Genomic DNA, 25,946 nt, shown 5'->3' with positions numbered 1-25,946 from the left:
GCCTAGGCTCCACCCATCCTACGATGCTCTCCCTGCAGGAGTGGCCCATGCCCGCGAATGGTCTCCAACGGACGCCAGCCGTCGAGCGGTCGGTGAGCATTCGAGGCGACGCGGGTCCATGCTTGAGGGCAGGAGGAATTCCCATGACCCTCAGCGTCTTCGACATGTTCAAGCCCGGCGTCGGGCCATCCAGTTCGCACACCGTGGGGCCGATGCGCGCCACCCGCGAGTTCGTCGACCGCCTGCACGACGACAGCCTGCTGGCGCGAACCAGTGCCATCGAGGTGCACCTCTACGGCTCCCTCAGCGCTACCGGCAAAGGCCACGCCACCGACCGTGCGTGCCTGATCGGCCTGCTCGGCATCGACCCGGCGGAAGCCGACCCCGCCGCTCTCGCCCCGCAGGTGGATGACATCCTGCTGCGCCATCGCCTGCGTCTGGGCGGCGTGCAGGAGATCGATTTCGACCCGGCGCGGCAACTGGTCTTCCACGACGACAGCCTGCCCGCCCACCCCAACGGCCTGCACCTGCGGGCGCTGGACGCAAAGGGCGAACTGCTGGCCGAGCGAGTCTGCTACTCGGTCGGCGGTGGCTTCGTGGTGGATGCGGCGGACTTCAACACCGACCGCGCCCTCCCGGACAATCCGATGCCCTATCCCTTCCACAGCGCCGAGGAACTGCTGCGCCTGTGCCACGAGCACGGCTTCGGGCGCATCAGCGACCTGATGTGGGCCAACGAACTGGCCGTGCGCAGCGCGGCGGAAATCCACGCCGGCCTTGCGCATATCTGGGAGGAAATGCAGGCCTGCGTGAACCGCGGCCTGGAAACCGAAGGCACGCTGCCCGGCGGGCTCAAGGTTCGACGCCGCGCGCCCATGCTGTTCCGCCGCCTGAACGAAGCGGACAGCGGCAACCTGATCGCCACCACCCTGGGCGCCCTGGACTGGGTGGACCTCTGGGCACTGGCAGTCAACGAGGAGAACGCCGCCGGTGGCCGCGTGGTCACCGCCCCCACCAACGGCGCGGCCGGGATAGTCCCGGCGGTGCTGCACTACTACGCGCGCTATGACAGCAGCGCCAACGCCGACGGCATCGAACGCTACCTGCTGACCGCCGCCGCCATCGGCATCCTGTGCAAGCTCAACGCCTCCATCTCCGGCGCCGAAGTCGGCTGCCAGGGCGAAGTGGGCTCCGCCTGCGCCATGGCGGCGGCCGGGCTGGCGGAGGTCCTGGGCGGCAGCCTGGAGCAGGTGGAGAACGCCGCCGAGATCGGCCTGGAACATAATCTCGGCCTGACTTGCGACCCGGTGGCCGGGCTGGTCCAGGTGCCCTGCATCGAGCGCAATGCCATGGCCTCGCTCAAGGCCATCAACGCCGCCCAACTCGCCCTGCGCGGCGACGGCCAGCACCTGGTCAGCCTCGACAAGGCCATCGACACCCTGCGCGATACCGGGCGCGACATGATGGACAAGTACAAGGAGACCTCGAAGGGTGGGCTGGCGGTCAATGTAATCGCCTGCTAGTCCGGCGGGTTGCGGGTTCGCGAGCAAGCTCGCTCCTACAGGCCTGACGCCGGCGCGCTCTTCGTAGGAGCGAGCTTGCTCGTGAACAGCCCTGGGACGAATGCCACCGTTCTTGCAGCGCTTGAAACAGGCTTTCTCAGCGCCGGATAAAATCGTTAGCTAGCTTTCTTTTTCCACCACTTCGGGCTACCGTCGATGCCCGCCAGAACTAGAAAGACTTCCGAAAGTCCGCCGCATTGACCTTTGCCCAGGCACGTTCGCGCGATGCCTGCCATGCTCTGTGGCGGCCCTTTTGGCCAACCTGACCGTGATCAAAGCCCGACGACTGGAGATTCCATGAACCTGTCGCTCCTAAGCCGCTATGCCTTCTTCGCCGCCTGCGTCCTGTTCACCGTGCTCAGCCTGCCCTTCCTCGGGCATGACTGGGTGTGGCCCTTCACCCTCACCACCCTCGCCCTGAGCGTGCTCGGCGTCTTCGACCTGCTGCAGGAACGCCACGCCGTAAGGCGCAACTACCCGATCCTGGGCAACATCCGCTACCTGGTGGAAGCCATCCGCCCGGAAATCCGCCAGTACCTGCTCGAAGGCGACCAGGAAGCCCTGCCCTTCTCCCGCGCCCAGCGCGCCCTGGTGTACTCGCGGGCGAAGAACGAAACCGCCGACAAACCCTTCGGCACCCTGATCGATGTCTACCAGTCGGGCTTCGAGTTCATCGCCCACTCCATCCGCCCGGCCCCGGTGGCCGACCCTTGCACCTTCCGCGTCACCGTTGGTGGTCCGGAGTGCAAGCAGCCCTATTCCATCTCGGTGTTCAACATCTCGGCGATGAGCTTCGGCTCGCTGAGCGCCAATGCCATCCGCGCGCTGAACAAGGGCGCCAAGCTCGGCGGCTTCATCCATGACACCGGCGAGGGCAGCATCAGCCCCTACCACCGCGAGTACGGCGGCGACCTGACCTGGGAACTGGGCAGCGGCTACTTCGGCTGCCGCAACGACGATGGCAGCTTCAGCCCCGAGCGCTTCGCCAAGCAGGCAGTCGACCCGCAGGTGAAGATGATCGAGATCAAGCTCAGCCAGGGCGCCAAGCCCGGCCATGGCGGCATCCTGCCCAAGCACAAGGTGACCCCGGAAATCGCCGCCACCCGCGGCGTACCCATGGGCCAGGACTGCATCTCACCGTCCTCCCACAGCGCCTTCGATTCGCCCCACGGCCTGCTGAACTTCATCGTCCAGTTGCGCGAACTCTCCGGCGGCAAGCCGGTGGGCTTCAAGCTGTGCATCGGCCACCCCTGGGAGTTCATGGGCATCGCCAAGGCCATGCACGAGACCGGCATCCTCCCCGACTTCATCGTCGTCGACGGCAAGGAAGGCGGCACCGGCGCCGCGCCCCTGGAGTTCACCGACCACATGGGCCTGCCCATGCGCGAGGGCCTGCTGTTCGTGCACAACACCCTGGTCGGCCTGAACCTGCGTGACAAGATCCGCATCGGCGCCAGCGGCAAGATCGTCAGCGCCTTCGACATCGCCAGCGTGCTGGCCATGGGCGCGGACTGGGCCAACTCGGCGCGCGGCTTCATGTTCGCCATCGGTTGCATCCAGTCGCAGTCCTGCCACACCAACAAGTGCCCCACCGGCGTCGCCACCCAGGACCCGCTGCGCCAGCGCGCACTGGTAGTGCCGGACAAGGCCGAGCGGGTCTACCACTTCCACCGCAACACGCTCAAAGGCCTGGCCGAGATGATCGCCGCCGCCGGCATCCAGCACCCTTCGCAGCTGGAGGCCAAGCACCTGGTTCGCCGTGTCACCGCCACCGAGATCCGCCTGTTCTCGCACCTGCACTACTTCCTCAAGCCGGGCGAACTGCTCTCGGGCAACATCGAGGGCGAGTTCTACGAACGCATCTGGCGCATGGCTCGCAGCGACAGCTTCGACGCCGCCGCCGGCTGATTCCGCGAAAGATGGAGCGCCCGCAATGGGCGCTCCCCTGAATACGGGAATCATGCTGCGAGGAAAGCTTACTAACCCAAGCGACTCCACACCTGCACCAGCCCCAGCAGGTGCACCAGCGCGAAGGCCAGGCAGATCGCCGAGCTGACGTAGATGAAGCGCAGGCTGCGCCCGGTGTCTTTCAGGATGAGCGGGCCGGCCGCGCCGCGCAGCAGGTAGACCAGCGAGATCGCCACCAGCGCGGGGCGCAGCAGCGGCAACGGCCCCAGCACCCCAGCCCCGGATAGCGCATAGGCAGCCCAGGCGAACAGCACGAAAGCGATGCCGAAGGTGATCAGCGCCGGGTAGACCCGCCCCGCCTCGGCGGCCCGGGCGAGCTTTTCGCCAGCGCCAAACAGGCGGTACCAGCGCGGTCCGACCAGCACCACGCCAATGTGCAGCGCGCCCGCCATGGCGCTGAGCGCCGCCGCAATCATCAATGCCAGGTTGTATTCCTGTCCCACGCTCGGCTCCCTCCTGGCGTTCGGCTCTTTGCAGTGGCTGCATCCTACCGTCGGCGCGAAGGATTCACGACACTCGACCACCGGCTGCACGAATCTTCCAGACAGCCCGCCTGCGCGCGCTATGCTGGCCGACCGGGCAAGCGGCGTGGAGGCGGCCCATGCACAAAGACAACTGGATCGACCTGCTGCAGGATGCCGACACCGGCATCCAGAGCCTGCGCGCGCACTTCAAGGGCCACGCCTATGACCCGCACTGGCACGACAGCTACCTGATCGGCTTCACCGAATCCGGCGTGCAGCAGTTCAACAGCCGCAACCAGCGCCACGTCAGCACCGCCGGCAAGGTGTTCTTCCTCGAGCCCGGCGACATTCACGACGGCGACGCGCCCACCGAGGGTGGCTTCACCTACCGCATGCTCTACCTCGATGCCCCCTGGCTGGAGCGCGAGATCGGCACGCTGTTCGAAGAGGCGCCGGGCAGCTGTCAGTTGAGCGTGCCCGAGCTGCTGATCGACGATCCGCGCCTGACGCGGCGGATCGACAATGCCTTCCAGGCGGTGCATGGCAACGACCTGAAGATCGTCCGCCAGAGCGCCATGGACGAGCTGCTCGACGGCATGACCCAGCACCTGCACTGGCGCCAGCGCGATGCCACGACGGCGCAGTTGCCACTGGTGGCGCAGCGCGCACGGGACTTCCTGCACGCCAACCTGAGCGCCGACATCGGCCTCGACGACCTCGCTCGCGCCACGGGTTGCGACCGCTTCCGCCTGACCCGCGCGTTCAAGCAGGCGTTCGGCCTGCCGCCCCACGCCTACCTGATCCAATTGCGCCTGGCCCGCGCGCGCCAGTTGCTCGGCCGCGGCCTGGCGCCGGCGGACATCGCCGCCGACCTTGGTTTCGCCGACCAGAGCCACCTCGGGCGCTGGTTCCGCCGCGCCTACGGGGTAACGCCGGCCTACTACCGCAAGCGCTGCTCAAAGCTTCCAGACTGAGCCCGCGCCACTGGCGAAGATGAGCTCCCACGGATTCACCGGAGTTCCCGCCATGTACTTTGCGCAGCTCAGCCAATGGCTGCCGTTCGTCCTTTTCGCCTTCGTCGCCTCGATCACACCGGGGCCGACCAATCTGCTGATCTTCAGCAACAGCGCGCGCTTCGGCTGGAGCGCCGCGCTGCCGATCATGTTCGGCGGCTGTGCGGCCGCCGCCGTGCTGGTGCTGGCGGTGGGCAGCGGCCTGGGCGAGGTGCTGGCCAGCCTGCCGCGCGTACAGCAGGCGATGAGCCTGCTCGGCGTGCTCTGGCTGAGCTGGCTGGCCTGGCAGATCTTCCGCAGCCCACCGGCAGACCTGGAGCGTGACACCAACGCCGCGCGCCTGGGCGCGCTGGGTGCCGCCGCGCTGCAACTGGTCAACCCCAAGACCTGGATGATGGCACTGGCAGTCATCAGCGTTTATGCCGGGCACGGCGTGGATCGGCTGGACCGCGTGCAACTGCTGTCACTGCTGTTCTTCCTCGTGTCGATACCCTGCACAGCGGTCTGGGCCGGCCTGGGCATCGGCAGCCAGCGCCTGCTCTCCGCCACGCAGATGCAGCGGCTCAACCAGTTGATGGCGGTCCTGCTGCTGGTCTCGGCCTGGGCCGGGGCGCTGCTCTGAGCGCCCACTGACAAAGCTCCGCCAGCGCTGGCAGAATTCACGGCAACCACACAAGGAGGTTGGGGCCGTGGAATCCCTGTACTTCTCGCCGATGCTGCTCGGCCTCAACCTGATGCTCGCCAGCGCCATTGCCTGTACCGGCCTCTGGTACTTTGCCCGGCCCTATCGCGGGCCCGGCCTGTGGATGGGCGGGGCCTGGACGCTGATACTCGGCATCCTGCTGTTCATGGGCTTCATGGCCAGCGGCAGCAAGCTGCTGAACATCGCCGGCAATGCCACCCAACTGGCCGGCGAAGCGCTTCTGCTGCTGGGCGTCTACCGCTTTCTCGGCCTGCCGCCGCCCTGGTGGACGGTACCCGCCAGTGCGACCGCCATGGCTCTGGCGCTCAGCTGGCACTGGTGGATGGCGCCGATCAACTCGGAATACCTGATCGCCATCTATGCCACCATCGGCGGCCTGCTGCCGATCCAGGCGAGCCTGGTCCTGCTGCGCGCGCCTGGTGAAAGCGAGCTGCGCGGCGTGCGCCGCTTCGTGGCGGTGGCGCTCGGCGCCTATGCGCTGGTCACCCTGGCGCGCGCCGCCATAGGCCTGCACGATGGCCTGCACGGAATCGAACATGCAGACGTCACGCGCTCCTTCAGCTACCTGCTGCCCTACAACTTCGGCGTTCCCCTGTGGGTGATCGCGCTGGTCGGCATGGCCCTGATGACCATGCGCCGTATCCTCGCCGACAGTCAGCGCCACGCCAGCGAGGCGCGAGCCAGTGCCGAGCGCTTCGAGCGCCTGATGCAGGTCGCCAATGCCGGCATGCTGGTGCTGCGCGATGGCAAGGTGATGGATGCCAACCCGATGCTCGAACGCATGTTGCTCTGGCCCCGCGAGCGCCTGCTTGGCCAGGACTTCGCCGAACTCTTCGTCAGCGAAGCGCAAGGCGACCTGCAGGACCTGCTGGCCGGCGCGGATGGCAAGCCGCACGACATCCTGGCCATGCGCGAGGATGGCAGCACCTTCGCCGCCGAACTGAGCATCGAGCGCCTGGCCGGCGGACAGCGGGTCGCGGAAATCCGCGACGTCAGCCACCACAAGGCGCTGGAGAACCAGCTGCGCCAACTGGCCACGCTCGATCCACTGACCAGCGCGCTCAATCGACGGGCCTTCCAGGTCCAGGCCGAACGCGAGCTGGCCCGCAGCGCACGCTATGGCTCGCCATTGAGCCTGGCCGTGCTCGACCTCGATCACTTCAAACGTATCAATGACCAGTACGGCCACGCCGCCGGCGACCGCGTGCTGTGCCAGTTCAGCGAGCTCTGCCGGCGTCAGGCGCGCAGCACCGACCTGTTCGCGCGCTTCGGCGGCGAGGAGTTCGTTTTCCTCCTGCCCAGCACCCACGCCGATGCGGCCCGGCACCTGCTCGATCGACTGCGGCAAAACCTGCAGGAGCTGCCCCTGGATATCGGCGCCGGCGAACTACGCGTCAGCGTCAGCATCGGGCTGGTCTCGGCGGACCAGGCCCGTGACCTCGCACAACTGCTCGAAAGCGCCGACCGGGCGCTTTACCAGGCCAAGGCCAACGGGCGCAATCGCCTGGAAAGCACCAGGCTCTGAGCGCTCAGAGAATGCCGTCGCGGCGCAGGTAATCGCGCAGGTGCTCGATGAAGGCGTGGATCTTGCGCGTCGCCCGGCGATTGCTCGGGTACACCGCGAGAATCTGCGCGCCGAAGGTGTCCGGCTCGAAGAAGTAGTCATCCAGCACCGTCACCAGGCGCCCGCTGCGCAGGTGCTCCAGCACGCTCCAGTGCGGGCACGGCAGCAGTCCATGGCCGGCGAGGCAGGCAGTCAGCAGCACGGCCTGGTTGTCGCTGTTCAGGCGGCCATTACGCGGAGTGGAATAGCGCTCGCCTTCGACGTCGAACCACCAGCGGTCGTCCAGCGCCGGATGGCGATAGACCAGGCAATCGTGGTCGATGATCTGGTTCGGATGCCGTGGCGTGCCGCGGCGTTGCAGGTACGCCGGGCTGGCGCACATGATCAGCCGGCTTTCCGCCAGCGGCTGGGCGATCAGCCCGGGGAGATCGCTGTTGCCCATGCGCAGGGCGAGGTCGTAGCGGCCGTCGAGCAGGTCGACGTAGCTGTCGGAAAGGTCCACCTGCAAACGCACGTCCGGGTGCTGGTCGAGGAACTCGGCGCAGGCCTGGTCGAGAAACACCGGGCCGACGATCAGCGGCCCGGTGATGCGCAGCACGCCGCGCAAGCTGTGTTGCAACTGGGCGATTTCCTCGGTGGTCTCGCGCATCCGCGCCAGCACCTCGCGGGCCCCATCGAGATAGAGCTGGCCGGCTTCGGTCAGCGACATGCTGCGCGTGGTGCGCTCGAACAGGCGCGCGCCAACTTCGATTTCCAGCTGGCCGACCGCCTTGGTCACGGCCGACGGCGTCTTGCCCAACTGCTCGGCGGCGCGGCTGAAACTGCCGGTCTCGGCACTGGCGACGAACATCGCCAGGCTGCTGAATCTGTCCATCGTCATTCGTGCCAATCCTTCACAAGTGTTATGCCTGACAGCGACTTCCGCACACCTCGGTCCGCCAGTAGCCTGCGCCGCAGACCAACAATAATCCAACGAAAGCAAGGGGAAGTCATGCACGGCATGCTCAAGGGCGCGCTGGCGCTCGCCATCGCACTCGGCACTTTTGAAGCTCAGGCACAGAACGCGGACCTGATCCTGTACAACGCCAAGGTCTTCACCGCCGAGCCCGGCCAGCCGCTGCAGCAGGCCGTCGCGGTCGCTGGCGGCAAGGTGCTGCAGGTGGGCTCCAACGAGGACATCCGCAAGCTCGCCGGCAGCGGCAGCAAGCAGGTCGACCTCGGCGGCAAGGTGCTGATGCCCGGCTTCATCGACAGCCACTCGCACTCCATCTTCGGCGGCCTGGAGCTGATCTCCGCCAGCCTGCTGGACGAGCAGATGGACCTCGACGCGTTCGAGAAGCGTCTGAAGCAGGACCGCGACAGCGGCAAGGCCAAGGTGCATGACACCGTGGTCATGAACGGCATGAACTCCAGCTACTGGTCTCAGGCCGAGGGCCTGGCCAAGCGCTTCAACCAGGGCGAGTGGAAGGACACCCCGGTGGTGCTGATCGGCAGCGACCACCACACCGCCTGGGCCAACGCCGCCATGCTCAAGCGCGCCGGGCTGGACGCCAAGCGCCTGCGCGGCCTGAGCCCGCTGGAGCAGCAGAACGTCGCCCACGACAAGGACTTCAACCCCACCGGCTTCCTGGTCGACTCCGGTTTCGACCTGGTGGCCGCCGCCATGCCGGTTCCGGACACCGCCACCATGGACCGCGCCGGCGTGGCCGCGGTGAAGTACAACAACAGCCTGGGCATCACCGCCTGGATGGACCCGGCCGCCAACGGCACGCCCGGCGAAGCGCTGTTCGCCATCAAGCCCACCGAGAAGACCGTCGGTGTGCTGCCGGTCTACCGCGACCTGGCCCGCGACGGCCAGCTCAGCGCCCACGTCGCCGCGCTGCTGGTGGTCAACCCGCAGAGCCGCCCGGCCGATCTCGACGTCATCGACAAGGTGCGTCAGCAGTTCCAGGGCATCCCGAACCTGACGCTGCCGGGCATCAAGGTCTTCGCCGATGGTGTGATCGAGTTCCCTGCACAGTCCGCTGCGCTGCTGGAGGACTACAAGAACAGCCACAAACCGGGCGAGCTGCTGATCGATCCGAAGCACTTCGGCGAACTGGTCAGCGCCGCCGATGCGCGCGGCTGGCTGGTGCACGTGCACGCCATCGGCGACCGCGCGGTGCGCGAGTCCCTCAATGGTTTCGCCCAGGCGCGCAAGGACCGGCAGAGCGGCGTGACCCACTCGATCACCCACCTGCAACTGGTCAACCCCAAGGACTTCCCGCGCTTCAAGGAGCTCGGGGTGATCGCCTCGATGCAACTGGACTGGGCCACCTCCGAGGTCTACACGGTGGAACTGGTGAAGCCCTACATCGCCGACGAAACCTACCGCTACATGTACCCGGCCAAATCCCTGCTGGACAATGGCGCCACCATTGCCGGCGCCAGCGACTGGCCGGTGTCCACGCCTGATCCGCTGAAGGCCATCTACCAGGCGGTCACCCGCCAGGGCGAGGAAGGCGTGCTCAACGCCGCCGAGCGCGTGGACCGCCAGACCATGTTCTACGCCTACACCCGCAACGCCGCGCAGACCATCGGCCTGGGCGACAAGATCGGCACCCTGGCCCCCGGCAAGCAGGCCGACATGGTGGTGCTCGACCGCGATGTGTTCAGCGTGCCCGACCAGCAACTGGACGAAGCCCGCGTGCTCCGCACCCTCTTCGAAGGCCGCGAAGTCTACCGCGCCGACGACGTGCCGGCTCTGTAAGGAGCCGGGCTCCTGCGCCGGGGCGTGAACACCCCCGGCGCCCTGCCCGCCAGCGCCCCTCTTGCCGCCGCTTCCCGAGTGACCGGGAGGGTGGGCGCTGCGCGGGATTTTTCATCTGCCCACAGACAATCACAACAAAGGGACTCCCCACATGAATCGCCCCAACTGGCTGATGGGCGCGCTGCTCGCCTGCGCGCCATTCACCTCCGCCCTGGCCGTCGAACTGGGCCACGACTTCAACCTGCAGATCGATACCGCCCTGGTCAGCGACTACCGCACCCGCGGCATCTCGCAGACGCAGAACGACCCGGCCGTACAGGTTGGCCTCACCCTGCAGCACGCTTCCGGCGCCTACCTGGGTGTGTGGAGCTCCAACGTCGACTTCGGCGCCGACTTCAAGACCCGCCAGGAAGTGGACTACTACGGCGGCTGGTACTGGCAGGCCAATGACGACATCGCCCTGGACCTGGGCTACATCAAGTACGCCTACCCGAAGGAAGCCCAGTTCAACCAGAGCGACACCTACGCCATCCTCCACGCCTACGGCTTCGAAGTGGCGGCCTATTACGGCAACGACTACCCGACCTACTTCGGCGAGGACCAGGCCAACCTCTACACCTACCTGGCCTACAACGCCGAGCTGCCGGCCGAGTTCAAGTTGCGCGTACGCTACGGTCGCAATGACGCCAAGGACCCGCTCTACCTGTCCGGCAGTGGCGACACCCGCGACACCTACCATGAATGGGAAGCCAAGCTGAGCCACGAATGGGTGGGCTTCGACTGGGCGGTGAGCTACATCGACACCGACCTGTCGCAGAACGAGTGCCGCACCCAGTTCGGCTTCGGCGATGTCTGCACGGCCACCGTGGTGGCCAGCGTGTCGCGCAGCTTCTAATGCCGCGAAGGCGAACGGGGCGATGCGGCGCTCCGTTCGCCCTGCAGGGCAATCGCGCACAGCGCCAGCGCGGCGACGTTGGTGGAAACTGGATTGAAGGCGCCCAGCAGCAACTCCGGGACGAACAGCGCCACATCCACCAGCAAGCCGAGCAGTGCCGCCACCGCCAACCAGAGTGGCCAGCGGCTGCGGCGCAACAGAAGGATCGCCAGGCCGAGGACGATCTCGGCGGCACCGGCCACCTCGGCGATGCGCTGGGTCGACAGCGGCCAGCCGTGAGCCTCGATCATGCGCACTTCATCGGCGCTGAGGAACAGCAGCTTGGGCACCAGGCCGTGGTAGAGGAACACCACGCCCAGCGCCAGCCGCGCGATGGCCGCGCTAGTCATTGCCGAGGAAACGCCCGCGATACTGCGGCGAAGGCACCAGGCAGACGTCTTCACGGCCGAACAGGCGGTAGCGATTGAGCGCGATGCGGTCGTAGCACCAGTCGCGCAGCGGCCGGGGGATCAGCCAGAGCACGCGCAGCCAGTTCCACGGTGCCGGCAACTGGCCGATGACCCGCAGGAAGGCGTCGCTGCGCTCGAAACCTTCGCGACCATCGACGTAGAGCATGGTGTCGAAGTATTCGGTGGGCAGGCCGAACCAGTCGAGAATCGCCTGGCCCTCGGCAGACTGCACGCTGCACAGCTTCACCCGCTGCATGCGGTCGTGCTGCAGGAGGAAGCGGCTCCAGCCGTTGCACAGGCGGCAAGTGCCGTCGAACAGCACCACCTTGTCGTCGGGCTGCATGTTGGGGGGCAGAGCCATGGCGTCGTCTCCTGATCCCTGATGCGCCAACTGTGCCCGCCGTGTGTGACAAGTCCTGCTGTTCATCGCTCATCCATTGGCGAGTGAATACAAACGGTACTCGACCCAGCCCGGCCCCAGCCGGCCCTCGCCCACCGCCAACTGGTGGTTGAGCCAGCGATAGCGGTCGTCGCCGACCTCGAAGCGCGGCTGGATCATGAAATAGGTATCGCCAAACTCGGTGCTGTCGCCCCGCGAGACCGCGTGAATGATCTTCGGGTTGGCCACCAGCAGTCCGTTGTGCTGCATCAGGATACGCGCGCCGTCGTCGGTGCGCAGTACCAGGCGCACCTCCAGGTGCCAGCCGCCATCGCTGTCCACCAGGATCCAGTCGCCGCCGCCGGGCAGCACCTCGCCGTTCAGGCGCTGGCCCTTGAAGGTGCCGCCACCGGCCGCCGAGATCAACCGCCGGCCCTGCGGCACGCGGCCAATCTCCAGCGGCACGCTGGCCTTCACGTTCATTTCCATCAACGGCTCGAGCTTCATCGCCGGCTCCTGCGCAAGGTCGTCGTAGAGGAATGAGTAAAGCAGCCAGCGGCCGAATCGGCCTGGCCTAGCCGAAGCGATAGCGCAGCAGGCGCCCCATGCGGCGCATCGCTGGAATAGCCAGGGTGATCCCGTAGAGCAGGCGCATGCCCAGCGACAGCCGGGCGATCTGCGCACGGTCGTAGGCGGCGATGGCCTCGACGAAGCGCAAGCCTGGCACCTGCCGCTGCAGTTCCTGCGGCTCGTCGATTGCCCAGTGCAGCACGGCGCCGGTGCGACGGATCATCGGGTTCCACTGCAACAGGCGGATACCCAGGCGGCTGTAGCCATCCAGCGCCAGTTCACCCTGGCCGAAGTGTGCAACCAGACCACGCAACAGTCGCGGAACCTCGTCCGCCGGCACGTAGGGCAGCACGCCCTCGGAAAGAATCAGCACCGGCCGTCCGCTCGGCAGCGCACGCCACCAGTCAGGCGACGTCAGGGAGCAGGCCATCAGGTGGCAGTTTTCCCGCGCGGGATACAGGCGCTCGCGCAGGGCGATCACTTCCGGAAAGTCCACCTCGAACCACTGCACGGTGGCCGGCGGGTCGATGCGCAAGACCCGACTGTCCAGCCCGCAACCCAGCTGCAGCACCACACAGGCCGGATAGCGCGCCAGGAAGTCGCGTACCCAGCCGTCGAATAGCTTGGCGCGCAGGGCGATGCCCACCTGCTCGGCGCGGCCGATGTGCAGGCGGGCGAAGTCGTAGTCGATCTGCGCCACGGCGCGGCGCGAGAAACGGTCGCGCAGCAGGCTGTCGGGCAACTCGCTCTCCATCGCCTTGGCATAGAGGGTGATCAGCAGGGTTTCCGGCGTGCCCTTGAGCCCGACCTTGTGCATGACGATCTCCCATCACTGGAGTGCTCCATGTAACGCCCGCGGCGGCTGCAACTCAAGCGTTGCAAATGAGCCCCCGACAGGCAGGGGCCGAGGCCCGTCAGGCCCCCTGGCTAAAGCCCGGTGCCAGGCGATCCGTCCGCAAGCCCCGAACCTGAAAAGCGGCATGGCCAAGGAGACTCGGAATTCCCTGAAGGAAACGTACCTCGGCCTCGGCAAAGTCGACGGCGAGTACAGCCCACATGCCACGGCAACCGTGGTTGCCTCCCAGCAGCCCACCGTCTGGTGGCAAACGGCGAGGTTGCTGCTGCTGCCGCCCTCGCGCCAAGGATCGACTGGCCATCAGGAGACTGCCATGGAAAAGATGAAAGCCCCGTTCTTCCCGATCATTTACGTACGCGGCTACGCCATGACGCGCGGCGAAATGGACGAGACTACCGCCGACCCGTTCTGCGGCTTCAACCTGGGCTCCACCGTGATGCGCGCGGTGCCCGAGCGCAACCGGCCGCCACGCAAGTTCGTCTTCGAATCACCCGTGGTGCGCCTGGGCAGCGACTTCGGCTACAGCGACGTCTACGAGGACGGCTACGACATCCTCGACCCGGAGTGGAGCGATCCGGCGGCCGGCAACCTGCTCGGCGCACGCTCGATCATCATCTACCGCTACTACGACCCGGCCTCGGCCCTGCTGGGGATCGGCAAGACACCGACCATGGAGGCGTTCGGCAAGGGCCTGAGCGAGCTGATCCTGAAGGTGCGCGATCTCGCCTGCGCGAACCCGGCCAACGGCATCACCAAGAGCACCTTCCGCTGCTACCTGGTCGCCCACTCCATGGGGGGCCTGGTCTGCCGCACCTTCCTGCAGAACCCGAAATGCGGCTCGGACGAAGCGCGCCGCGCCGTGGACAAGCTCTTCACCTACGCCACCCCGCACAACGGCATCGACGTGGCGGGCAGCAACGTCCCGGCCTTCCTCAGCCTCAACGACATCAGCAACTTCAACCGCGGCACGCGGATGCCCGAATACCTCAACCTGGCGAAGTCGCTTGGGCGCGTCGACCTGCTGGCGGAATCGGAGCTCGCCCCGCGCAAGGTCTTCTGCATGGTTGGCACCAACCGCAGCGACTACGAAGCAGCGGCAGGCCTGTCACGAACCTTCGTCGGCAATGGTAGCGATGGCCTGGTGCGCATCGAGAACGCCACGCTCAGCGGGCTCAGGGGCAAGACCGTCGGCGAGGAATGCGCCAAGGCCTTCTGTTATCGCTCGCACTCGGGGTTCTTCGGCATCGTCAACAGTGAAGAGGCCTACCAGAATCTCACGCGCTTCCTGTTCGGCGACGTGCGCGTGGACATCTGGCTGGATATCGCCGATCTGCGCCTGCCCAAGGCGGTACAGGATGCCGCTGGCGGAAGGCCGGTGAACGCGCTGTACCAGATCGAACTGCTCGCCGCGCCGCGCGGCAAGCTCTGGTACCTGACCCGCCGCACCGCCGAAGAGGACTCCGCCGCCTGCATGACCCACGCGACCTGGAAGAGCAAGCCGAAGCACTACCTGTCCAGTGTGTTCCTCGCCAACTATGCGCGGGTCAATCCGCGTCGCCGCACCCTCGCCTACAGCCTGACCCTGGGCGTGCGCGTGCCCGACTACGAGATCGAGAAACGCCTGTGGCCCAACGAGCACTACGAGGGCAGTTATCTGTTCCGTAACACGGTGATCATCGAGTTGCAGCCGCCACGCAGCACCGCCGAGACCTGGAAAGTCGCCTATGCCTGGCAAGGCACGGGGGTCAACAGCGTCAGCAGCGAACTGGCGCCGGAGCAGTTGAAGAACGGCTACGTGCAGGTAGCCCTGCCCATCGATAGCGACCGCGACGGCAAAATCACCGATCCAGCCATCAAAGGCACCCTGCGCTTCGTGGTGTCCGGCTGGAACGACGGTGGCGACTGGAGTAACGTCTGACCGAGCCTGGCGGCGGCGCTCAGTTGTCCAGCGCGCCGCTGTGCAGGTAATAGAGCTTGTTGATGATCTGCCAGCCACTGCCGACCTGCAGCAGCGACAGGTAATCGGTGAAATGCATGCCGAGAAACTCGTCGGTGACCTTGGCCACCGCGCTGTCGCCGGTGATGTCCAGGGACTTCAACTCCCACGCCGGCGGCGCGCCTTCAGAGGGCGGCGATTCGGCCTTGATCGCGCCGATGAACTCATCCAGCGAGGACCACTCCAGCGCGCCGTGGTAGTTGCCGATGATCTTGCAGGAAGGATGGAAGGCCTGGCGCAGCCTGGCCTCGTCGCCGAAGGTCATGCCTTCGACATAGTCCGTGAGTACCCGGTTGATGGCGGCACTGTCCGCCGTGTAGTTGCTCATCGCCTCTGCCCTCCCGGCCATCTTGGCCATGGGGGAAGGCTAGCACCCGGCCCTGGCCGCGCCCCGGAGGGCGACGACCGGAGCCCAGGCTTCAAACCACGGCCAGGTGACGCTTGCGGGTGGGTGGCGGGAAGGCAACGTCGAGGGCTTCGATATCCGCGGACGTCAGGCGAAGCTCCAGCGCCGCCGCATTGTCGCGCACATGCATGGGCTCCACGGCCTTGGGAATGGCAATCACGCCCGGCTGGTGGATCAGCCAGGCCAGCGCCACGCGCGCCGGAGTGGCGTCGTGGCGACCGGCGATCTCCTGCAGCACCTGGTGGCGCAGCAGCTTGCCGCCCTGCCCTACCGGACAGTAGGCCATCAGCGGCATGCGTTCTTCCTGGCACCACGGCAGCAGGTCCCACTCGATACCGCGCTCCTCCAGGCTGAATTGCACCTGGTTGCTGGCGCAGGCCGGCTCGTTCAGCTCGTGCATTTCGTCGAGGTCGAAATTGGAGACGCCCCAGCGTTTGATCTTGCCCGCCTCGCGCAGGCGCTCGAATGCCTCCACGGTTTCATCCAGCGGGTACTGGCCGCGCCAGTGCAGCAGGTAGAGGTCCAGGCAGTCGGTGCGCAGGCGTTTGAGACTGCGCTCGCAGGCTTCGGGGATGCCGCGCCGGCTGGCGTTGTGCGGGTAGACCTTGCTGACCAGGAAGACCTGCTCGCGCAGCCCGGCGATGGCCTCGCCGACCACCTCTTCCGAGCCACCCTCGGCGTACATCTCGGCAGTGTCGATCAGGGTCAGGCCGCGCTCGATGCCTTCACGCAGGGCGGCGACTTCGCGCTTGCGCTGCAGGCGATCCTCGCCCATGCGCCAGGTACCCTGGCCGATGGCGGGTACGGCGGTGCCATCGGCAAATACTACGGTGTTCATCTCGTGCTCCTTCTGACGGTTCGTTACGGGACACGGGGCCGGCCGCCCGGATCGGGCGGCGGGGTGTCAGGGTAGCGCATGCGCAAGGAGCCCGGCGAAGGATCAGCGGTTGGTCTGCAGGTTGCGCCGCGCGGCATGGCGCTCGATAGCCAGGTCGATCAGACGGCTGACCAGCTCGCTGTAGGTCATCCCGGCAGCCTGCCAGAGCTTGGGGTACATGCTGATGCGGGTGAAGCCGGGCAGCGAGTTCAGCTCGTTGACCAGCACCTCGCCGCGGTCGGTGAGGAACACGTCGACCCGCGCCAGCCCCGAGCATTCCAGCGCGAGGAAGGCGTCCACGGCGAGCTGGCGGATACGCTCGCTGGCCTCGGCCGGAATATCCGCCGGGACCACTACCTTGGCAGCGCCCTCGTCGATGTACTTGCTGTCGTAGGAATAGAAGCCGCTACCGACGACGATCTCGCCGCAGCCACTGGCGATCGGCTGTTCGTTGCCCAGTACCGCGCACTCGATCTCGCGGCCCTTCACCGCGGACTCCACCAGTACCTTGTCGTCGAAGGCCAGCGCCAGGCGCACGGCTTCGTCGTAAGTGGCCTCGTCCTCGACCTTGCTGACACCCACCGACGAGCCCATGTTGGCCGGCTTGATGAACAGCGGCAGGCCGAGCTTGCGCTGTGCCTCGGCAAACGGCGTGCGGGCGGCATTGGCGCGGGTCAGGGTGATGAAGGGCGTAATGGCGATGCCGGCGTCGCGCATCAGGCGCTTGCTCACGTCCTTGTCCATGCAGATCGCCGAGCCCAGCACGTCGGAGCCGACGAAGGGGATATCGGCCATGCGCAGCAGGCCCTGCAGGCAGCCGTCTTCGCCCTGGGTGCCATGGACGATGGGGAAGATCACATCGACATGATCGAGCAGTTGGCGGCTGCCGGTTTCCACCAGTTGCTGCTCGGCCTTGCCCGGCACCACGGCCAGCTCGCGGTTGGAACGGTTCAAGGCAATCAGCGCCGGGTTTTCCTGGTTGAGCAGGTAGTCGGAGGCATCGTTGAGGTGCCAGCGGCCCTCCTTGTCGATGCCGATCAGCACCGGCTCGAAGCGCTCGCGGTCCAGTGCATCGACGATGTTCTTCGCCGATTGCAGCGACACCTCGTGCTCCGCCGAACGCCCACCGAAAATCACTCCAACGCGCAACTTGCCCATGACAGCCTCCGCATGATCGATGGGCGCTTTCTAACACGGGCTCCGGTACTTGGGTAGGAACAGTGGCCGGCGAACAGACGAGCCGCCTCTGCTCAGAACCGGCTCAGAGCCTGCGCCAGTTCGCGAGCCGCCTGGCCGCTGTGCACGCCAGGGAACAGATGAGTGAACGGCAAGGCGACGAAGCGCCCTTCGCGCACGGCCCGCAGGCGCGACAACACCGGGTCGGCGCGCAGCGTCTTCTTTTTCTGCTCGGCCGTGGACCACAGCGCATCGGCCAGCAGGATCACGTCCGGGTCACGCGCCAGCAGTTGCTCGGCATTGGCGGTGAAGCTGCCCAGCTCGACATCCTCGAACAGGTTGTGCGCGCCGGCCGCATGCAGCAACTGGGTGATCACACCGCGCCGGCCCTGGCTCTCCAGTCCGCTGCTGCCGCTGTCGAGGTAGAAGACGTCCAGCGGCTCGTTGTCGGCAAAGAGACGGCGGGCTTCGGCCAGCTCAGCGCGTTGCTGGCGGATCAGTGCCTGCGCCTTTTCCTGCTCGCCGAGCAGGACGCCGAGTGTTTCCAGATCCACTTCGACGCCCGCAAAAAGATCACCCTGCCGCGCCAGGCAGCCGGCATCCAGCAGGTAGCTGGCGACCCCGTGGCCGGCCAGCTCCTCGCGGGACAGATTGCCCAGGCGGAAGGCCGAGGCGAAGCCGGCCACCACCAGGTCCGGCTGCTGCGCGTAGACCGCCTCTGCCGACGGGTACTGGCGCGCCAGCAGCGGCACGCCGCGATAGCGGCCGCCACTCAGGTTGAGGTCGTCATCGATGTAGGCCACGCCGATCAATCGCGACCCGGCCCCCAGCGCCAGCAGCAGGTCGGCGGCGTGCTGGTTGAGGGCGAGGATGCGCTGCGGCGGGTGGTCGATGTGCCAGTCCTGTCCACAATTGCGGTAGTCCTGGGCAGTGGCCGTCGCCATGCCCAGCATCGCCGCCAGCCCGAACGCCAATGCCAATGTGTAGGAGCGAGCTTGCTCGCGAACCCTCCCGGGCGCCCAAGGCATCAAGCGGTTCGCGAGCAAGCTCGCTCCTACGAAAAGCAGTCGGCGCATCATGGCTCTCCATCCACGCGCAACTCGGCCACCGGCACGCCATCAAGCAGATGCTCCTGCACCACCCGACAAACCTGCTCATCACTGCGCAGGCCGTACCAGACGCGCTCGGGGTAGACCGTCAGCACCGGCCCGCGATTGCAGGGGAACTGGCAACCGGTGCGGGTCAGCAACGCGCCCTTGGCGTTCTCGTAGAGGTCATGGCGAATCAGCTCGCGACGCAGGGTCTTCCACAACGGCAACGCGCCCCGGCGCACGCAGCGTGGCCCTGCGCAGAGGAACAGGTGATGACGATGTGGCGGCGGTGCGCACCAGTCCGGCTGCGACGGCACCGCACCGACACCCCGGCATTCCAGCTGCTGCGCCGGATCATCGATTGCCGCCAGCACCGCGCCGACGTCGAGCCCGCCCCGGCCGAGCGCCGATGCCGTGATGCTCGGTACCGGCGCCTGCGGAAACTCATCCGCCAGTACTGCCAGTTCGGCGCGCAGCCAGTCGAGGTAGGCGCCGTCGGTGGCGGGTTCCAGGTCGACCAGCAACAAGGCCGCGCCATCGGCAAGCTGCGCGCGCGCTCGCGCCCAGAGCCCATCGAAACCCTCGCTGGTGTCGATACTCTCGACACCCGCCAGACGCGCCGACACCTCGCGCTGCAGGCGCTCGCCCTGGGCCCCGGCCAGTGGGCCGACCAGCAGGATGGCCTTCATCAGAAGCTGAAGGTGTAGCGCAGCTCGGCGCTGCGCGGCCGGCCGAGGTTGTCTACCTGGCGGATGCCGTTGCTGGTGCGGCCGGTGGCGTAGTCGCGATCGAGCAGGTTCTCCAGCAGCAGGCTCAGGCGATGCGCGCGAGCCGCGTCAAGGTAGCGATAGGCATCGCCGTCGAGCACGGTGTAATGGCCGTAGTCGTCGTCCTGGGCGCTGACGATGGAGCCCACATATCGCATGGCGAGGCCGGCGCCCCAGAGGTTGTCGTCATAGCCCAGACGCACACGGGCGAAGAAGTGCGGGATGTTGTTCACCGTCACGCCCTCGCGGCTGTCCACCAGATTGCGCGTGGCGTCGGCGGAGAGCTGCCAATGGCGGTCGAACTGCCACTGGCCGTTGGCTTCCACGCCGCGCACCTCGATCTCGCCGTTGCCGTTCACCCATTGATCGCCCGCGAGGGTGATGAGGTCGGTGATCTCGCGGCGGAACAGCGTGACGCTGCCGCTCCACGGCTGCTCGAACAGCTCGCCGGTGTAATCCAGGCCCAGCTCGGCATTGCGGCTGCGCTCAGGCTTGAGGTCGCGGTTGCCGACTTCGTCGCCCGGCTCGTTGACGAACAGTTGCTCGGCGGTGGGCAACTTGAAGGCGGTGCCGAACTGGCCGCGCAGCTTGAGCTGCTGCGTGAGGTCATACAGCGAGGTGAGCAACCACACCGTGGCGCCCTCGCCGCCGGAGATTTCCTCGCGGCGCACGCCCAGGCTCGGGTGCCAGTCGGGCAGCGCGTCGATGCGCGGGCGCAGCTGGGCGTACAGCGCATGGGACTCGGCCTTGTCGTTGTCGATGATCAGCACATCGTCCTGGCCCTTGTACCACTGGTTGTCGCTGCCGAAGACCAGCTCGTGACCGCCGCCGAACCTGGCCTTTCCTTCCAGTTGCGCGCCCCAGTCGGTGAAGCCCCAGTAGTCATTGTGATTGAGCACCTGGGTGCCGCCGCCCTGCAGGTTGTAGACGCGGTCGTAGCGGGTGTCCCAGTCGTTGAGGTGGGTCTTGGCGAACCAGCTGAAGTCGTCGCTGACGCTCTGCTGGAAGGTCGCCGTGGCGATCTGCTGCACGCGGTTGTTGCTGGTGTGGTGGTTCGATGTCGGCCGGGCGAAGTCCAGCTCGGCGTCGGCGTACTGGTAGAACAGCTCCAGCCGCGAGGCATCGCCGATGGCCTGGATGGCCTTGGCGCCGAACACATTGACGTCATAGGAGCGGCGCTTGTCGCTGACCGTGCTGGTCATGTCGCGGTCGCGGTATGGCTGGTAGCCGTCGGAGCGGTTGTGACTGACGTAGGCCATCAGGCCGAGGTCGCCCAGGCCGTTGTGCACAACCTTCTCCGCGCGGGCATCGCCGCTTCGGCCCTTGAAGGTATCCAGGCCAAGGTTGACCTCGCCGGACGCCTCGCGAGAACGCGCGCTGCGGGTGACGATATTGATCACCCCGGACACCGCCTGGGTGCCGAACAGCAGGCCCTGGCCGCCCTTGAGCACCTCGATGCGCTCCACTGCGGTGGTCGGCAGGGTGTCGATGTAAATGCCGCCGTAGAGGCGGTTGTTCAGGCGCACGCCGTCCAGCAGGATCAGCGTGTCGTCGTTGCGCCCGCCCAGCAGCGAGTAGGTGCCGTAGTCGAACGGGCCGTTCTTCGGCGCGACGAACAGGCCGGGCACGTACATCTGCAGCACGCGGGTGATGTCGGCGCTGGGGCCGGCGCGCTCGATCTGCTGGCGATCGATGACTTCCAGCTTGCTGCCGTAGCGGGCCATGTCGGCCACCGTGGTGGACTCCACGGAAGGCGCGCTGACGATTTCGTCCGCGAGATCAAGCGGAGCCGCCACAAGCTGCGAGCTCAGGGCACAGAGGGAGAGAACGGGAGACCAGCGCATCGCGCGCCGGGAGTTGGAAGCAGGAGAATGCAAGGTGATCGCCTCGAAATCGGGATTTCGCAGGCGGCGCAGCGACACCCGGAACGAGCGCGCCCCGGGAACCGGCTCACGCCCGCCCACCGCGGGTTTGCCAAACAGGTTCCAGGCCGGTCTCCGGGCTCGCGAGGGTCCTGGGGCATCCGCCTTCCCATGCTTGCGCACAGTGGCCTAGTGGATGCTCCGCTCGCTTACCGTTGCGGGGGCAGCGCCGGACTGATCGCACGAGGGCGACGCACCGGCTTCCCGTTTCACCTCACGCACGGCGGCGTGAGGCACCTGGAACGGGGCGCATATCAACATTTGCGGTGGGAAAGCGTCAAGCTCGGGGCTTGGGCAGGATGTTGCGGACGTAGCCTTCAGTGCCACGGATCGTAGGTGCCGAAGCTCCAGATGTGCCCTTCCGGGTCGCGGCAGGTGAAGCCCTGGCCGCCGTAGTCTTCGTCCTTGATGTCGATGACGATCTGCGCAGCGCCTGCCACCGCTGCGCGGTACAGCGCTTCGGCATCCTTCACCACCACGTAGATGCTCTGGGTGCAGCCGCCGATCTCGTCGGGCTGGCGCATCAGCCGGCCGTACTCGTTGTCGTGCAGCGAGCCGAGCATTACCAGGCCGCTGCCATCGGCCAGCGCCAGCTGCGCGTGGGCGATACCGCCGTGGTCATCGGCGACCACCAGTTGCCGCTGGAAGCCGAAGGTCGTACACAACCAGTCGATGGCCTGGGGCGCATCACGGTAGCGCAGGCAGGGAATGACGCTGGGGCGGGCGATGGGAGCGGGCGTGGACATGGCGGTCTCCGGCGAGGAACGGGCGCAATGTTCTGAGCATAGTCGCGCGCTTTTCGCTCCTCAGCGCTGCGCGGCGACCAGCAGCAACATCGGCCGCTCGCGCTCTTCGGCCAGTGCCGGATTGGCCTGCACCTGTCCGGCGCTCGGGCCCCAGTCCTCGACGTGACGCAACGTCAGCCCCGCGCCGATAACCGCATTCAGGATGCTGCCGAGGGTGCGATGGTGCTTGAGCACGCCCTTGGCCAGCCAGTCGGTGCGGCGTTCGCCTTCATCCTGGTAATGGTCCACCGGCCAGCAGCGGCGTCCATCGCCGTCGACGACCCAGCCGGGCTTGACCGAGGCCATGTAGATCGGGTGTTCGATGGAGAACACCAGGCTGCCGCCGGGGCGCAGCGCGTCGTGCACGTTGCGCATGAAATGCGCCAGGTCTGCGAGGTAATGCAGGGTCAGCGAGCTGTAGGCAAGGTCGAAGGCCGCGGTGGGCAATTCGAGCTGGTCGAGGTCGGCATGGAAGTAGCTCACCTGTGCGGCGTCGGTGTTCGCCCGTGCGTGGTCGAGCATCTTCTGCGACACGTCCAGCCCGCTCACCGTGCGCGCGCCCTGCTCCGCGGCGTAACGGCTGAACCAGCCGTAGCCGCAACCGAGATCGACCACGTCGAGGCCCTCCAGCGGCGGCAGCAGCGAACGCAGCGCGGCCCACTCCGGCGCGCCATCCAGGCCGTGCATCGAACGCGGCAGCTGGGCGTAGCCAGCGAAGAATTCGGGATTGTCGTAGATGTTCTGCGCCATGGAACGGCACTCCTTTCTGACGGACCAAGGACCGATTGTCTGCGTCAAGGGCGAGGGCGGCAACCCGATGAGGTCAATGCCGGGGCGATCGAAGCGCAATTTCCTGCAAGACCGCCCGCCGGGGCCGCCGTAGTTTCGGGAGAAAGATCCCCAGGAGAAAACACCGTGACCCAACGCCAATCGATCAACCTGCAGGACAAGCTCGGCCGCATTACCGAAACCTGGCAACCGCGGGTGATCGCCGAGATGAACGACTACCAGTTCAAGGTGGTGAAACTGCACGGCGACTTCGTCTGGCACAGCCACGCCGACACCGACGAGACCTTCATCGTGCTCGACGGCGAACTGCGCATCGACTTTCGCGACGGTCCGCTGACGCTGCGGGCTGGCGAGCTGTATGTGGTACCACGCGGCGTTGAGCACAAGCCGTACGCCGAGCAGGAAGTGCAGGTAATGCTGATCGAGCCCCGCGGTGTGCTGAATACCGGCGACCAGGGCGGCGAGCGGACGGCGGAGAATGATCGGTGGATCTGACCGGCAATACTCAGAGGTCCAGCAGGTCGGCGTGAATCCCCAGCGCCTTGGCCACCCTTTCCCGCGAGGGCTTGCGGGGCCGAGTGGCAGCTTCCTGCTGGGCATAGGCGGACTGACTGATGCCGATGCGCTCGGCGACTTCCGCCTGGGTCAGGCCCAGGTGTCTGCGCCAGGCACCGATGGCGGTCAGCCCTTCCTTGATCATGAAACCCACCACCTCATTGGGGACCAGGTCCTCCTTCGGGTGGTTGGCGATGTACTCCGCGTAGGGAATGACCACGAAGGCCGGCACGCCGTCCGGCCCATTGATGATCTGCACGTTAGTACGTGTGCTCATCGCGCTTGCTGACCTCTTCAATATTCACGATGCGGATGCCTCCATCCCAATCGAACAGCACCCGGTAATTACCCACCCGCAGTCGATAGCCGTAGGCGTGATTGGAAAGCCTCTTCACATTCCGGACATCCGGCATCCGGGACAGCGCCTGTACGGCATCGTAGATGGCCGGCTGGTCCGCCTTGTTCAGCCTGCCGAGCTGCTTAACGGCCTTTCGGGTCCAGTTGATCCGGTTCATGACTGCCTCGCTGAGGAGACAGGCAATATAAGTCTTTCAATAAGTATATTAGCCCGAGCGTGGCGGTTTGGGATCAGGGTCTCGGCAGCGCTCAGCTCTTGACCGGCACTTCCGCCGCCTTTGCCCCGAAGCGCTTGCGGTAGTCGCTCGGCGCCATCCCGGTGATCTTGCGGAAGGTGCTGCGGAACGAGCCCGGATCGAGATAACCCACCGTGTAGGCGATGTGGTCCACCGTGCCGTTGGTGAACTCCAGCAACTCGCGCGCCTTGCCCACCCGCAAGTGCTGGCAGTACTCGGTGGGCTTGAGCCTGGTGGCGGCGCGGAAGCGGCGCAGGAAGGTGCGCTCTTCCAGCCCGGCCTGGGCGGCCATGGCGGCGAGGCTGACGTCCACCGCGCCGTTGCCCTGCAGCCAGTGCTGCACCTTGAGGATCGCGGCGTCGCCGTGCCCCAGCAGTGGTGCGAAGTTGCTGCCGCATTGCTGGGCGCTGTCGCTGTGCTCCACCACCAGGAAGCGCGCAGTGCGGTTGGCGATGCTCGGGCCGAGCAGACGGTCGACGATGCGCAGGCCCAGTTCGGACCAGGCCATCAGCCCGGCAGAGGTGATCAGGTCGCCGTCATCCACCATCGGCTTGTGGGGTTCCAGGCGCACCTTCGGGAAACGCTGGGCAAACGCCTCGGCACCGCTCCAGTGAGCGGTGGCGCTGCGCCCATCGAGCAGCCCGGCCTCCGCCACCAGCAGCCCGCCGATGCAAACCGAGCCGACGATGGCGCCCTCGCCATGGCGAGCGGCGAGCCAGTCGGTGAGGTTGCGCAGTGGCGTCGCGTCGGGCAGGCCGAACAGTGACGGCGGCACCAGCACGGCGACCAGGCGGCTGTCAGCGCCGGGATGCGTATCGAGGACACGATGAGGTTCGCTGCCTGCCTCCCCGGACCAATGGCTGACCCGCAGCGCCGGCAATTGCCCGGCGGCCTCTTCGGCAGCGATGCGTTCAGCCACCGCGAACAGGTCGGTGAGCCCATGCAGCGCCGCCGTCTGCACACCGGGATAGAGCAGCAACCCGATCTCGACGACGCTTCGTTGCACAACCATTGTCAGTTTTCCCCCGGTTATTGTCGTTCCGCCTGATCCCCGCCTGGCGCGCGGCGAACCATACTGGCTGCACTTCCTCACCACTCACAAAGGAATTTGGACATGGCAAAGCAAGCGCTCATCCTAGTGGATATCCAGAACGACTACTTCCCTTCCGGCAAGTGGCCGCTGGTTGGCATCGAAGCCGCCGCCGACCAGGCCGCCAAGGTGCTGGCGGCGTTCCGCGAGCGCGCTGACCTGGTGGTGCACGTGCGCCATGAATTCGACAGCGCCGACGCGCCGTTCTTCGCCCCCGGCAGCGAAGGGGCGAAGATCCACGGCAAGGTCGCCAGCCTGCCCGGCGAACCGGTGGTGCTCAAGCACTTCGTCAACGCCTTCCGCGACACCGATCTGAAGGCCATCCTCGACCAGCACGGCGTGGAATCGCTGGTGGTGGTCGGACACATGAGCCACATGTGCGTGGATGGCGCGGTGCGCGCCGCCGCCGACTTCGGCTACCCGGTGACCGTGCTGCATGATGCCTGCGCCACCCTGGACCTGGAATTCAACGGCGTGAAGGTGCCGGCAGCCCAGGTACACGCGGCCTACATGGCCTCCCTGGCGTTCGCTTACGCCGACGTGGTGTCCGTCGCCGAGTACCTGAACCGCTGATCCGGAGCGCTGCTACCAGCAGACCTGAAGCTGGGCGATACCTGTAGGAGCGAGCTGGCTCGCGAACCGCTTGATGCCGAGGTACCAGGCGGGTTCGCGAGCCAGCTCGCTCCTACAACTGCGGGCAGTCTCCCGCCCCCTGCAACGAGGCGAC

General features: G+C 66.6%; 27 protein-coding genes and 1 riboswitch. Of the genes, 10 read left to right on the top strand and 17 right to left on the bottom strand.

Annotated elements, in window-relative coordinates; all coding sequences use genetic code 11:
- The first annotated feature begins 143 nt into the window (after window positions 1-143).
- The gene (locus N5C91_RS02950) at window positions 144-1,523 is read left to right on the top strand and encodes an L-serine ammonia-lyase (protein WP_279827847.1); all 1,380 of its coding nucleotides are present in this window, start codon (window positions 144-146) and stop codon (window positions 1,521-1,523) included.
- A gap of 336 nt (window positions 1,524-1,859) precedes the next feature.
- Window positions 1,860-3,470 carry an FMN-binding glutamate synthase family protein gene (locus tag N5C91_RS02945; RefSeq protein WP_236201443.1) on the top strand — a complete coding sequence of 537 codons (1,611 nt, stop codon included), beginning with the start codon at window positions 1,860-1,862 and terminating at the stop codon, window positions 3,468-3,470.
- A 71-nt stretch (window positions 3,471-3,541) separates the two neighbouring features.
- Here N5C91_RS02945 and N5C91_RS02940 read toward each other — a convergent pair whose 3' ends face one another.
- Window positions 3,542-3,973, bottom strand: coding sequence for a hypothetical protein (locus tag N5C91_RS02940; RefSeq protein ID WP_279827842.1), 432 nt, complete (start codon window positions 3,971-3,973; stop codon window positions 3,542-3,544).
- A 158-nt stretch (window positions 3,974-4,131) separates the two neighbouring features.
- On the opposite strand from N5C91_RS02940, the gene N5C91_RS02935 reads away from it, so the two are divergent.
- From N5C91_RS02935 to N5C91_RS02925, 3 genes are all read left to right on the top strand, one after another.
- Window positions 4,132-4,968, top strand: coding sequence for an AraC family transcriptional regulator (locus N5C91_RS02935; RefSeq protein WP_236171832.1), 837 nt, complete (start codon window positions 4,132-4,134; stop codon window positions 4,966-4,968).
- 52 nt (window positions 4,969-5,020) lie between these two features.
- The gene (locus N5C91_RS02930; RefSeq protein WP_279827838.1) at window positions 5,021-5,629 is read left to right on the top strand and encodes a LysE family translocator; all 609 of its coding nucleotides are present in this window, start codon (window positions 5,021-5,023) and stop codon (window positions 5,627-5,629) included.
- 67 nt (window positions 5,630-5,696) lie between these two features.
- Entirely contained in the window at window positions 5,697-7,235 is a 1,539-nt protein-coding gene (locus N5C91_RS02925; protein WP_279827834.1) for a diguanylate cyclase, read from the top strand.
- Window positions 7,236-7,239: 4 nt separating this feature from the next.
- Here the strand turns inward: N5C91_RS02925 and N5C91_RS02920 are convergent, their stop codons facing one another.
- Window positions 7,240-8,148 (bottom strand): LysR substrate-binding domain-containing protein, encoded by a 909-nt coding sequence (locus N5C91_RS02920; protein ID WP_236171991.1) that lies wholly within the window; start codon window positions 8,146-8,148, stop codon window positions 7,240-7,242.
- A gap of 117 nt (window positions 8,149-8,265) precedes the next feature.
- Here N5C91_RS02920 and N5C91_RS02915 point away from each other — a divergent pair, with 117 nt between their 5' ends.
- Both N5C91_RS02915 and N5C91_RS02910 read left to right on the top strand, forming a co-directional pair.
- On the top strand, window positions 8,266-10,023 hold the full coding sequence (locus N5C91_RS02915; protein WP_236201439.1) for an amidohydrolase: 1,758 nt from the start codon (window positions 8,266-8,268) through the stop codon (window positions 10,021-10,023).
- A 151-nt stretch (window positions 10,024-10,174) separates the two neighbouring features.
- Window positions 10,175-10,918 (top strand): TorF family putative porin, encoded by a 744-nt coding sequence (locus N5C91_RS02910; protein ID WP_236171839.1) that lies wholly within the window; start codon window positions 10,175-10,177, stop codon window positions 10,916-10,918.
- Here the strand turns inward: N5C91_RS02910 and N5C91_RS02905 are convergent.
- From N5C91_RS02905 to N5C91_RS02890, 4 genes are all read right to left on the bottom strand, one after another.
- Window positions 10,915-11,307 carry a DoxX-like family protein gene (locus N5C91_RS02905; protein ID WP_279827830.1) on the bottom strand — a complete coding sequence of 131 codons (393 nt, stop codon included), beginning with the start codon at window positions 11,305-11,307 and terminating at the stop codon, window positions 10,915-10,917. The genes N5C91_RS02910 and N5C91_RS02905 overlap by 4 nt on opposite strands.
- On the bottom strand, window positions 11,300-11,728 hold the full coding sequence (locus tag N5C91_RS02900; protein WP_279827828.1) for a thiol-disulfide oxidoreductase DCC family protein: 429 nt from the start codon (window positions 11,726-11,728) through the stop codon (window positions 11,300-11,302). Before N5C91_RS02900 ends, N5C91_RS02905 begins: the two co-directional genes overlap by 8 nt.
- A 69-nt stretch (window positions 11,729-11,797) precedes the next feature.
- Complete coding sequence (locus N5C91_RS02895) at window positions 11,798-12,253, bottom strand: DUF3237 domain-containing protein (RefSeq protein WP_236171845.1); 456 nt, start codon at window positions 12,251-12,253, stop codon at window positions 11,798-11,800.
- A gap of 67 nt (window positions 12,254-12,320) precedes the next feature.
- Window positions 12,321-13,133 carry a class I SAM-dependent methyltransferase gene (locus N5C91_RS02890; RefSeq protein WP_279827823.1) on the bottom strand — a complete coding sequence of 271 codons (813 nt, stop codon included), beginning with the start codon at window positions 13,131-13,133 and terminating at the stop codon, window positions 12,321-12,323.
- 352 nt (window positions 13,134-13,485) lie between these two features.
- Between N5C91_RS02890 and N5C91_RS02885 the strand changes: the two genes are divergently transcribed.
- Window positions 13,486-15,090: a hypothetical protein gene (locus tag N5C91_RS02885; protein ID WP_279827821.1), complete on the top strand. Its 1,605-nt coding sequence runs from the start codon at window positions 13,486-13,488 to the stop codon at window positions 15,088-15,090.
- Window positions 15,091-15,109: 19 nt separating this feature from the next.
- On the opposite strand, the gene N5C91_RS02880 is transcribed toward N5C91_RS02885, so the two are convergent.
- The 8 genes from N5C91_RS02880 to N5C91_RS02845 form a co-directional block, all read right to left on the bottom strand.
- Window positions 15,110-15,496 carry a nuclear transport factor 2 family protein gene (locus tag N5C91_RS02880; RefSeq protein ID WP_236171850.1) on the bottom strand — a complete coding sequence of 129 codons (387 nt, stop codon included), beginning with the start codon at window positions 15,494-15,496 and terminating at the stop codon, window positions 15,110-15,112.
- A gap of 91 nt (window positions 15,497-15,587) precedes the next feature.
- Window positions 15,588-16,412, bottom strand: coding sequence for an aldo/keto reductase (locus N5C91_RS02875; RefSeq protein WP_279827818.1), 825 nt, complete (start codon window positions 16,410-16,412; stop codon window positions 15,588-15,590).
- Between the two features lie 102 nt (window positions 16,413-16,514).
- Window positions 16,515-17,609 carry a D-alanine--D-alanine ligase gene (ddlA, locus tag N5C91_RS02870; RefSeq protein ID WP_279827815.1) on the bottom strand — a complete coding sequence of 365 codons (1,095 nt, stop codon included), beginning with the start codon at window positions 17,607-17,609 and terminating at the stop codon, window positions 16,515-16,517.
- 92 nt (window positions 17,610-17,701) lie between these two features.
- Window positions 17,702-18,571 (bottom strand): ABC transporter substrate-binding protein, encoded by an 870-nt coding sequence (locus N5C91_RS02865; RefSeq protein WP_279827813.1) that lies wholly within the window; start codon window positions 18,569-18,571, stop codon window positions 17,702-17,704.
- 131 nt (window positions 18,572-18,702) lie between these two features.
- A complete protein-coding gene (locus N5C91_RS02860; RefSeq protein ID WP_279827811.1) occupies window positions 18,703-19,407 on the bottom strand; it encodes a (2Fe-2S) ferredoxin domain-containing protein in 705 nt (234 codons plus the stop codon).
- Window positions 19,407-21,329, bottom strand: coding sequence for a TonB-dependent receptor (locus tag N5C91_RS02855; RefSeq protein ID WP_279827809.1), 1,923 nt, complete (start codon window positions 21,327-21,329; stop codon window positions 19,407-19,409). Before N5C91_RS02855 ends, N5C91_RS02860 begins: the two co-directional genes overlap by 1 nt.
- A 126-nt stretch (window positions 21,330-21,455) precedes the next feature.
- A riboswitch (cobalamin riboswitch) is annotated at window positions 21,456-21,663 on the bottom strand.
- A gap of 61 nt (window positions 21,664-21,724) precedes the next feature.
- Window positions 21,725-22,153, bottom strand: a complete 429-nt coding sequence (locus N5C91_RS02850; protein WP_279827806.1) for a VOC family protein — start codon at window positions 22,151-22,153, stop codon at window positions 21,725-21,727.
- 60 nt (window positions 22,154-22,213) lie between these two features.
- Window positions 22,214-22,942 carry a class I SAM-dependent methyltransferase gene (locus tag N5C91_RS02845; RefSeq protein WP_236171859.1) on the bottom strand — a complete coding sequence of 243 codons (729 nt, stop codon included), beginning with the start codon at window positions 22,940-22,942 and terminating at the stop codon, window positions 22,214-22,216.
- 165 nt (window positions 22,943-23,107) lie between these two features.
- Between N5C91_RS02845 and N5C91_RS02840 the strand changes: the two genes are divergently transcribed.
- Complete coding sequence (locus N5C91_RS02840; RefSeq protein WP_236171861.1) at window positions 23,108-23,476, top strand: cupin domain-containing protein; 369 nt, start codon at window positions 23,108-23,110, stop codon at window positions 23,474-23,476.
- A gap of 10 nt (window positions 23,477-23,486) precedes the next feature.
- Here N5C91_RS02840 and N5C91_RS02835 read toward each other — a convergent pair whose 3' ends face one another.
- The 3 genes from N5C91_RS02835 to N5C91_RS02825 all read right to left on the bottom strand — a co-directional run bounded on the left by N5C91_RS02835 (window position 23,487) and on the right by N5C91_RS02825 (window position 25,141).
- Entirely contained in the window at window positions 23,487-23,813 is a 327-nt protein-coding gene (locus N5C91_RS02835) for a helix-turn-helix transcriptional regulator (protein WP_279827799.1), read from the bottom strand.
- Complete coding sequence (locus N5C91_RS02830) at window positions 23,797-24,051, bottom strand: type II toxin-antitoxin system RelE/ParE family toxin (protein ID WP_279827797.1); 255 nt, start codon at window positions 24,049-24,051, stop codon at window positions 23,797-23,799. Before N5C91_RS02830 ends, N5C91_RS02835 begins: the two co-directional genes overlap by 17 nt.
- A 91-nt stretch (window positions 24,052-24,142) precedes the next feature.
- Complete coding sequence (locus N5C91_RS02825) at window positions 24,143-25,141, bottom strand: helix-turn-helix domain-containing protein (protein ID WP_279827794.1); 999 nt, start codon at window positions 25,139-25,141, stop codon at window positions 24,143-24,145.
- Between the two features lie 102 nt (window positions 25,142-25,243).
- Between N5C91_RS02825 and N5C91_RS02820 the strand changes: the two genes are divergently transcribed.
- Window positions 25,244-25,792, top strand: coding sequence for a cysteine hydrolase family protein (locus N5C91_RS02820; RefSeq protein WP_279827791.1), 549 nt, complete (start codon window positions 25,244-25,246; stop codon window positions 25,790-25,792).
- The last annotated feature ends 154 nt before the right edge of the window (window positions 25,793-25,946 follow it).

Origin of the sequence: Pseudomonas sp. GD03903 (genome assembly GCF_029840045.1) — a bacterium.
Lineage (GTDB): Bacteria > Pseudomonadota > Gammaproteobacteria > Pseudomonadales > Pseudomonadaceae > Pseudomonas > Pseudomonas pseudonitroreducens.
This window is presented reverse-complemented; position numbering and strand designations above follow the sequence as displayed.